Origin of the sequence: Streptomyces sp. 8L (assembly GCF_020176795.1) — a bacterium.
GTDB lineage: Bacteria > Actinomycetota > Actinomycetes > Streptomycetales > Streptomycetaceae > Streptomyces.
This window is the reverse complement of the sequence record NZ_JAIUKE010000492.1, coordinates 1-8,429: the sequence shown is the minus strand read 5'-3', so window position 1 is coordinate 8,429 and position 8,429 is coordinate 1. Positions and strand designations below refer to the sequence as shown.

Annotated in this window: 10 protein-coding genes; 3 read left to right on the top strand and 7 right to left on the bottom strand. The window is 73.8% G+C overall.

Features of this window, described 5'->3' with window-relative positions; all coding sequences use genetic code 11:
• The 4 genes from LCE31_RS32200 to rimP form a co-directional block, all read right to left on the bottom strand.
• Positions 1–566, bottom strand: a 566-nt coding sequence (locus tag LCE31_RS32200; protein WP_225020698.1) for a translation initiation factor IF-2 N-terminal domain-containing protein, incomplete at its 3' end; no start/stop codon positions are given.
• Between the two features lie 153 nt (positions 567–719).
• Positions 720–1,016 (bottom strand): YlxR family protein, encoded by a 297-nt coding sequence (locus tag LCE31_RS32195; protein WP_225020696.1) that lies wholly within the window; start codon positions 1,014–1,016, stop codon positions 720–722.
• A 77-nt stretch (positions 1,017–1,093) separates the two neighbouring features.
• Positions 1,094–2,215 carry a transcription termination factor NusA gene (gene nusA / locus LCE31_RS32190; protein ID WP_225020694.1) on the bottom strand — a complete coding sequence of 374 codons (1,122 nt, stop codon included), beginning with the start codon at positions 2,213–2,215 and terminating at the stop codon, positions 1,094–1,096.
• Positions 2,216–2,217: 2 nt separating this feature from the next.
• A complete protein-coding gene (gene rimP / locus LCE31_RS32185) occupies positions 2,218–2,715 on the bottom strand; it encodes a ribosome maturation factor RimP (protein WP_225020692.1) in 498 nt (165 codons plus the stop codon).
• A 219-nt stretch (positions 2,716–2,934) separates the two neighbouring features.
• Between rimP and LCE31_RS32180 the strand changes: the two genes are divergently transcribed.
• From LCE31_RS32180 to LCE31_RS32170, 3 genes are all read left to right on the top strand, one after another.
• Entirely contained in the window at positions 2,935–3,507 is a 573-nt protein-coding gene (locus tag LCE31_RS32180; protein WP_225020689.1) for a hypothetical protein, read from the top strand.
• A gap of 80 nt (positions 3,508–3,587) precedes the next feature.
• Positions 3,588–4,037, top strand: a complete 450-nt coding sequence (locus LCE31_RS32175; protein ID WP_225020700.1) for a ferritin-like domain-containing protein — start codon at positions 3,588–3,590, stop codon at positions 4,035–4,037.
• 66 nt (positions 4,038–4,103) lie between these two features.
• Positions 4,104–5,003, top strand: a complete 900-nt coding sequence (locus LCE31_RS32170; RefSeq protein ID WP_225020687.1) for an aminoglycoside phosphotransferase family protein — start codon at positions 4,104–4,106, stop codon at positions 5,001–5,003.
• A gap of 78 nt (positions 5,004–5,081) precedes the next feature.
• Here the strand turns inward: LCE31_RS32170 and LCE31_RS32165 are convergent, their stop codons facing one another.
• The 3 genes from LCE31_RS32165 to LCE31_RS32155 all read right to left on the bottom strand — a co-directional run bounded on the left by LCE31_RS32165 (position 5,082) and on the right by LCE31_RS32155 (position 8,319).
• Positions 5,082–6,779 (bottom strand): proline--tRNA ligase, encoded by a 1,698-nt coding sequence (locus LCE31_RS32165; RefSeq protein ID WP_225020685.1) that lies wholly within the window; start codon positions 6,777–6,779, stop codon positions 5,082–5,084.
• Positions 6,780–6,866: 87 nt separating this feature from the next.
• Complete coding sequence (locus LCE31_RS32160; protein ID WP_225020683.1) at positions 6,867–7,457, bottom strand: GNAT family N-acetyltransferase; 591 nt, start codon at positions 7,455–7,457, stop codon at positions 6,867–6,869.
• Positions 7,458–7,473: 16 nt separating this feature from the next.
• Complete coding sequence (locus LCE31_RS32155) at positions 7,474–8,319, bottom strand: GNAT family N-acetyltransferase (RefSeq protein WP_225020681.1); 846 nt, start codon at positions 8,317–8,319, stop codon at positions 7,474–7,476.
• Between the last annotated feature and the right edge of the window lie 110 nt (positions 8,320–8,429).

Sequence of the window (8,429 nt, the reverse complement as noted above, 5' to 3'; positions counted from 1 at the left end):
CCGGCCGGCCCCGCCCCGGGCCGGGGGGGGGGGGGGCCCCCCCGGGGGGGGGGGGGGCGGGGGGGGGGCGCCCCCCCCGCCGGCGCCCGCGGCGCGCTGAACTCGGGCGCCGCCGGTGCGGCGGGGGCCGGCTTCGGACCCGGGCGCGGACCGGGCGCCGGGGGGCGCGGGGTCTGGCTCTGGGCCGCGGGACCGGATGCCGCGGGGGTGCTCCTCTGCGGGGCCTCGGCGGCGGCCGGCCTGGGAGCCGGTGCGCCGGGCTTCGGCGCGGCGGGACGCTCCCCGCTCGCCTTGGCGGCGGGGGACGCGCCCTGCGCCTGCGCGGGGGACGGCGCGGCGGGCTTGGCCGGCGCGGCCTTGCGGGGTGCGCCGGGCTTGGCGGCGGACTTGCCGTTGCCATTGCCCGACGGGCCCTGCAGCGCGTCGGTCAGCTTGCGTACTACGGGCGCCTCGATCGTCGACGACGCCGAACGGACGAATTCACCGAGTTCCTGGAGCTTGGCCATGACGACCTTGCTCTCCACACCGAACTCCTTGGCGAGTTCGTATACCCGGACCTTAGCCACTTCGCTCCTTTTAGGTCCGGGTTACCGCCGGACCGTCGCTACTTCATGGGCGTACTCATCGCGTACTCATCGAGTGCTCATCGCAATCTCGACCTACTTCCGACTCGCGAGGTACCTGAACCGCACGGGGTTCCGTGCCGTACTTCTTCATTCCTACAGTGCCGTCCGCTCCGTGATCGCTTCGACGGCTCCGCGCAGCTGCGCGGTGTCGAGCGGTCCCTGGACCCGGAAGGCCCGCGGAAAGGCCCGGCGGCGGACCGCCAGGTCAAGACAACCCAAAGCGGGATGCACATAGGCACCCCGGCCGGGCAGCGTACCGCGTTGATCGGGAACGCACTGTCCCGCGATCACCACGATGCGCAGCAGATCGTTCTTGGCCGCTCGTTCCCGGCACCCCACGCAGGTTCGCTCGGGGCAGGCTCGGGCACTCGTCCGGCCAGACGCAGTCAAGTCTACCTCCCCACACCGATCTCATCCCTACGGGGCAAGATTCAGTACGGCCATCGATCATGGTCGACCGAAAGCGGTCAGTCCCGGTCAGCACTCCGGGCACCGTCCGGAGAGGACGCCGCACCGGAGGGGCCGTCGGACGGACCGCCGGACGTGTCGCCCGGAGCCCTGCCGGACGGCGCCTGGCCGGCCCCGGCGGAGTCGGCGCGCGGGGCGTCCGGCTGCTCGGTGTCCGGCCTGATGTCGATGCGCCAGCCGGTGAGGCGGGCGGCGAGGCGGGCGTTCTGCCCCTCCTTGCCGATCGCGAGCGACAGCTGGTAGTCGGGAACGGTCACCCGGGCACTGCGGGCGGCGAGGTCAACGATCTCCACCTTGCTCACCCGCGCGGGTGAGAGGGCGTTCGCCACCATCTCCCCCGGGTCCTCCGACCAGTCCACGATGTCGATCTTCTCGCCGTGCAGCTCCGCCATCACGTTGCGCACACGTGTCCCCATCGGGCCGATGCACGCGCCCTTGGCGTTCAGACCGGAGCGCATCGAGCGCACGGCGATCTTGGAGCGGTGGCCCGCCTCCCGCGCGATCGCGGTGATCTCGACGGAGCCGTCGGCGATCTCCGGGACCTCCAGGGCGAACAGCTTCTTCACCAGGTTCGGGTGCGTGCGGGAGAGGGTGACGGACGGGCCGCGCACGCCCTTCGCCACCCGCACCACGTACGTGCGCAGGCGCAGGCCGTGCGTGTACTCCTCGTCGGGAACCTGTTCCTGCACCGGCAGGATGGCCTCCAGCTTGTCGTCCAGCCGGACGAGGACGTTCTTCGGGTCCTTGCCCTGCTGCACCTGGCCCGCGACGACATCGCCCTCGCGGCGCGCGTACTCGCCGAAGGTGACGTCGTTCTCGGCGTCCTTCAGGCGCTGCTGGATGACCTGGCGCGCGGTCGTGGCCGCGATCCGGCCGAAGTTCGACGGGGTGTCGTCGTACTCCTTCGGCTCCTGCCCCTCCTCCAGGTCCGCCGGGTCCTCCGTCGCCCACACGGTCACATGGCCGGTGTCGCGGCTGAGCTCGGCGCGCGCGTGCCTGCTGCTGCCCTCGGTGCGGTGGTACGCGATGAGGAGGGCCGACTCGATCGCCTCGACCAGCAGCTCGAAGGGGATCTCCTTCTCATGTGCCAAGCCCTTCAGGAGCTTCACATCGATGTCCACGGCTACGCCTCCTCTGTGCTCTTGTCCTTGCGGTTGAACTCGACTTCCACGCGCGCCCTGGCGATCTGCGTGAACGCGATGCGGCGGGCGGTTGCCTTGCGGCCCTTCACGCCCGGCACCTCGACGTCGAGTCCTCCGTCGTCCACCGAGAGGATGCGGGCCACCAGCTCGCCACCCTCGTGAAGCTTGATCCTCGCGAGCCTGCCGACGGCGCGCTCGTAGTGGCGCTGCTCGGTCAGCGGTCGCTCCGCACCCGGCGAGGTGACTTCGAGCTGGTACTGCTCCTCGCCCATCAGGTCGCTCTCGTCGAGCCCCGTGGAGATGGCGCGGGTCAGCTCGGCGACCGCGTCCAGGTCCACACCCTCGTCCGAGTCGACGACGACGCGCAGCACGCGGTACCTGCCCGCCCTGGAGAGTTCGACGTCCTCCAGGTCGAGGCCCTCCGCGCCGACGAGCGGTTCCAGCAAACCGCGCAGCCTGTCGCTCTGGGTGGTGCTCATCCGGGTGACTCCTCGGCCGCGTGTGCTGTTGTCGTGATCGTGTCGCGTCGTGTCGGATCGTCGGACGCGTCCTCGGCCGGAACCGTGCCGGACGTGTCAGTCCCAAAGGGTATCCGGTCCGCAAGGGTGTTGCTGCCCACCTGCCCGGTACCGCGGGTACGCTCGCCTGCGAAGATCACCCAGTTCTGCCCGGACGGCCGGCCGCGGCAGCACGTCGGCATGGCCCCGGAGGTAGCCGTGGAGGCATACGCGCGTACGGGCACGACACGCAGACACACGCTCAGGGGCGCGGGAGCCGCCACGGCCGCCGTCCTGCTGGCGGGCTGCACCTCGTCGGGGCCGGCGAAGCCGTCCGCCGCGCAGCGGACGGCACGGGACCAGGCGGCACGGGCCGCGGCCCTGCGCTCCCGCGCCGCGGCGACAAGCCGGTCGCTGCTGGACCAGTACGACGCGGTCATCGCCCGCCATCCCGGCCAGGCGTCCCGGCTCGCGCCGCTGCGCGCCGCCGTGGCCGAGCACGTGAAGGCGCTGGCACCGGCCTCGCCGTCCTCGCCCGCGGCCTCCGCGACGCCCTCGGGGGGCCCTGCGGGTGCCGCGGGAGCCACCGCCGCAGCGGTCTCCGCGGACCCCGCGGCGGCGGTGGGTGCGCTCGCCACCGCGGAGCAGCGGGCGAGCCGCACCCAGACCGCGGCGCTCATGGACGCCCCGCCCGAGCTCGCCCGGCTGCTGGCCTCGATCGCCGCGGCGAACTCCGTACACCAGTACCTCCTCTCCCAGGGAGCCTCCTCGTGAACCGTGAGAGCCGTGACAGCAGCCGAGCAGGCGCGTCCAGCACGTCCCACGAGGTGAAGGGCGTGACGGGCGTGACAGGCGTGCAGGCCGCGAAGGCCGCGAAGAGCAAGGACAAGGGGCTGCTGGCCGCGACCCAGGCCGCGCTCGGCGCGGAGCACGCCGCCGTGTACGGCTACGGCGTGGTGGGCGGCCGAGTGACCGCCCCTCTGCGCGCGGAGGCGAACGCGGCGTACGCGGCGCACCGCGCGCGACGGGACACACTCCGGCGCGCGGTGCGGGATCTCGGCGCGTCCCCGCAGGCCGCCGCCGCCGCGTACGCCCTGCCCTTCCCGGTCACCGGCGCCGACTCCGCCGTGCGCCTCGCGGCACAGCTGGAGGACAAGGTCGCGGACGTCTACTCGGATCTCGTCCGTGCCGGTCAGGGGTCCGTACGGGCCGACGCGGCGGACGCGCTGCGCGAGGCGGCCGTGCGGGCGGCCCGCTGGCGCGGGTCCGGCGTAGCCTTTCCGGGGCTCGCCGAGCGGGCCTGAGCCGGCGGCTGGGGACCGGCGCGGGGAGGACCGGCGCGGCGTGGACCGGAAGGATTTCAGGGACGTATGGCTTTCGAACCGCCTCGGCGGCTGGTGAGCGCGCTCACCGAGAGGTACGGCGCGCCCGGGGCGGAAGCCTGGCTGGGGCGGCTCCCCGCACTCGCGGCTGACGCGGTGGCCCGGCGCGGGCTCGACGTGGAGCGTGTCGTGGCGCCCGGCGGCCGGGACAGTCTGGTGCTGCTCGTACGGCGGCCGGGCGAGGCCCCCGCCACGCTGAAGATCGCCCCGCCGTTCGCGGCGCCCGGCGCGGAGCGCGCGGCGCTCGCCCACTGGGACGGCTGGGGCGCCGCGAGGACGTACGACGGGGACGGCGCGCCGGACGACGGGTCGGTGCTGCTCGAACGGCTGCGCCCCGAGGTGTCCCTGCGGTCCCTGCCGGAGGCCAGGGCGCTGCTGGAGGCCGCGGACACGATCCGCAAGCTGTGGGTGGAGCCCCCGGTCGGCCACGGCTTCGAGACCGTCGGCGAGCGCACCGGGCGTGAGGCGGGCCCGATGCGGGCGGCGGGCGCGCCCGACGTGCTGGTGGACGCGGCGCTCGACGCCCGCGCGGCCATGACGGCCTCCGCTGATGAATCGCTTCTGCTGCACGGCGCGTTCCGTCAGGGCAAGGTCCTCGCGGGCGAGCGCGCGCCCTGGCTGGCCATCGGCCCCGAGCCGGTGGTCGGCGAGCGGGCGTACGACCTCGCGAGACTCGCCCGCGACCGGGTCGAGGACCTGATCGCCTCCGAGTCGGGCGCGTCCTCCGCGCGCCGGCGCATGAACCGGCTCGCGGACTCGCTGGACGTGGACCGGGAGCGGCTGCGCGCGTGGACGCTGTTCCGCGCGGTCGAGTCGGCGACCCGTGCCCTGCGCGCTGACCGGCCCGCCGCGGCGGAACTGCTGCTGGAGTACGCGAGCTGGCTCTGACGCCCCCTGCCTCCGGCCCGCGGGCCGGTCACCGGCGCCCGCGCGCGGCCCCGCGCACCGCCTCCGCTCCCGGCGCGGTCATGCCGTCAGGGCGGCGACCGCCTCCGCGAGCGGGAGCTCCTGGCGCTTGCCCGTGCGGCGGTCCTTGAGCTCCAGCACGCCCTCGCCCGCGCGGCGGCCCGCGACCAGGATCGACGGGACGCCGATGAGCTCCGCGTCGGTGAACTTCACGCCGGGCGAGACCCCGGGGCGCTCGTCGACCAGGACCCGCAGGCCCTGCTCAGCGAGCCGCTCCGCCGCCTCCAGGGCCAGCGCGGTCTGGGCGGCCTTGCCCGCGGCGACGACGTGGACATCCGCGGGGGCGATCTCGCGGGGCCAGCACAGGCCCTGCGCGTCCGCGGTCTGCTCGGCGATCGCCGCGACGACGCGCGAGACGCCGAGGCCGTACGAGCCCATGGTGACCCGGACCGGCTTGCCGTCCTTGCCCAGTACGTCGAGCTGGAAGACGTCCGCGTACTTGCGGCCGAGCTGGAAGATGTGCCCGACCTCGATCGCGCGGTCGAGCACGAGGCCCGTGCCGCACGCGGGGCACGGGTCGCCCTCCTGGACCACGACGACGTCCAGGTAGTCGTCGACCTCGAAGTCCCGCCCCGCGACGACGTCGCGGGCGTGCGTGTCCCGCTTGTTGGCGCCGGTGACCCAGGCGGTGCCGGGCGCGACCCGCGGGTCGGCGATGTACCGGATCTTCAGGCCCTGCGGGCCGACGTAGCCGCGCACCAGGTCGGGCCTGCCCTCGAAGTCCTCGGCCGTGACCAGCTCGACCTCGGCGGGCGCCAGGTGCTCCCCCAGCTTGCCGAGGTCGACCTCGCGGTCGCCGGGCACGCCCACCGCGACGATCTCGCCGTCGACCTTCACCAGGAGGTTCTTGAGCGTCGCCGACGCCGGCACGCCGAGGTGCGCGGCGAGCGCCTCGATGGTCGGGGTGTCCGGGGTGTCCAGCTCCGTGACCGGGCCGGGGGCGGCCGCCGCGGGGACGTCCGCGGTGAACCGTACGGCCTCCGTGTTGGCCGCGTAGTCGCAGGCGGGGCAGTCGGCGAAGGTGTCCTCGCCGGCCGCCGCGGGCGCCAGGAACTCCTCGGAGGCCGAGCCGCCCATCGCGCCCGACACGGCGGAGACGATCCGGTAGTCGACGCCGAGGCGCGCGAAGATCGCCCGGTACGCCTCGCGGTGCAGGGCGTACGACTCGGCGAGGCCCTCGTCCGTGGTGTCGAAGGAGTACGAGTCCTTCATGAGGAACTCGCGCCCGCGCAGCACCCCGGAGCGGGGGCGGGCCTCGTCACGGTACTTGGTCTGGATCTGGTAGAGGATCACCGGCAGGTCCTTGTAGGACGTGCACTGGTCCTTGACGACCTGGGTGAAGATCTCCTCGTGCGTGGGCGCCAGCAGGTAGCCGGCGCCCTTGCGGTCGTCCAGCCGGAACAGCAGGTCGCCGTACTCCTCGTAGCGCCCGCTCTCCTCGTACGCCTCCTTCGGGAGCAGCGCGGGCAGCAGCACCTCCTGCGCGCCGAAGGCGTCCATCTCCTCGCGCACCACGCGCGCCACGTTGTCCAGGACCTTCTTGCCGAGCGGCAGCCAGGTCCAGATGCCGGCGGAGCTGCGGCGGACGAACCCGGCACGTACGAGGAGCTTGTGGCTGAGCGTCTCGGCGTCCGCCGGTTCCTCGCGCAGTGTCTTGGCCATCAGACGGGACATGCGCTGGATCTGGGACCGGGACATGAGGGGCACTCCTGCGTTGCGTCGGGTTGCGTGCGGCGGCGGGGCCGGGCGTCTGGCAGGAGGGTAACCGGGGGCCGCCGCGCGGCGTTAATCCGTTTCCGGGGCCGGAACGGGGCGGCGGCGCAGCGGGAGGGGCGCCCCCATCACGGCGTACGGGCGCGGCGCGCCGGGGAAGTGGACCTGCCGTGCGAGGTCCTGGTAGCCGAGCGAGCGGTAGAGGCGGCGGGCGGGGCTCTCCACGTCGATGGCGGAGAGGATGGAGCGGGGCTGGGGCACCCGGTCGGTGATGGTGGTGATCAGCTCCCGGCCGATGCCCCGCGCCTGGAAGGACGGGTGGACGTGCAGTTCGGTGATGACGAACGAGTCGTCGAGCCACCCGTCGAGGTCCTCGCGGCGCAGGTAGGGCTCCACCACGGTGGACCACCAGTGGGCGCGGTCGTTGGGCATCCCGTACACGAAGCCGGCCAGCCGGCCCTCCGGGGTGGTGGCGCCGTAGGCGCGGCAGCCCGGGTACATCAGGTGGCGCAGCACGATGTGGTGCCGTACGCCGATCTCCTCCTGGCTGAGCCCGAAGGCGAGGGCCTGGACGGCCAGTGCGTCGTCGACGCGGGCGACGAGGTCGAGGGGACCCACCTGAACGTCCGGGGTCCGGGGGGTGTCCCCGGGGGTGATCGGCATGTGCCGAAACCTACCGTCAGAACAGGACGCTCATGAAGGCGCCCACCTCACGGAATCCGACCCGCCGGTAGGCGGCCCTCGCGGGGGTGTTGAAGTCGTTGACGTAGAGGCTGACGACGGGGGCGACGTCCGCGAGCGCGTAGCGGACGACGGCGGCCATACCGCCCTTCGACAGTCCTTTGCCCCGGTGGGCGGGGTCGACCCAGACGCCCTGGATCTGGCAGGCCTGGGGGGTCGCGGCGCCGATCTCCGCCTTGAAGACCACCCGGCCGTCGTCGATGCGGGCGAAGGCGCGCCCCGAGCCGACGAGTTCGGCGACGCGGGCCTGGTAGAGCAGGCCGCCGTCGCCGGCCAGCGGCGAGACGCCGACCTCCTCGGTGAACATGGCGACGCAGGCGGGCATCAGCGTGTCTATCTCGTTCTTGCGAATCCTGCGGACGTACGGGTCCGGGGCGACCTCGGACGAGAGCTGCTCGGTGCGCATCAGCGGCTGGTTCGCGCGGACCTCGCGGGCGGGGCCCCAGCTCGGTTCGAGCAGCCGCCACAGCCGGGCGGTGGGTCCCGCGGGGCCGACGATCGAGGAGCAGCGCCGGCCGGCCCTGCGGGCGCGGTCGGCGAAGGCGCGGACGGCCTCGGGGGTGGCGCAGATCGGTACGAGGTTGGCGCCGGAGTAGCACAGCGAGCGGAGCCGCCCGTCCGCGTACCAGCCCCACATCTCGCCGCCGAGGCGCCAGGGGTCGAGCCCGGCGACCTGGACGCGGGAGGTGACGAACGCGTTCTCGACAGGGTCGCTCTCCAGGAGCGCGAGGGCTTCCGGGAGGTCGCTGGGTTCGAGGACCCGGGTGGTGGTCTGCGTCAACACGAAGGGGGCCTCACCGTACGGTCTGCTTGTCTGCGCACTGTACCTGGCGGGCTCCCCGAGCGCCTCCCTCGGCCGCCTGCGGGGGCGGCGGGGCGCCGCGGGCCCCCCCC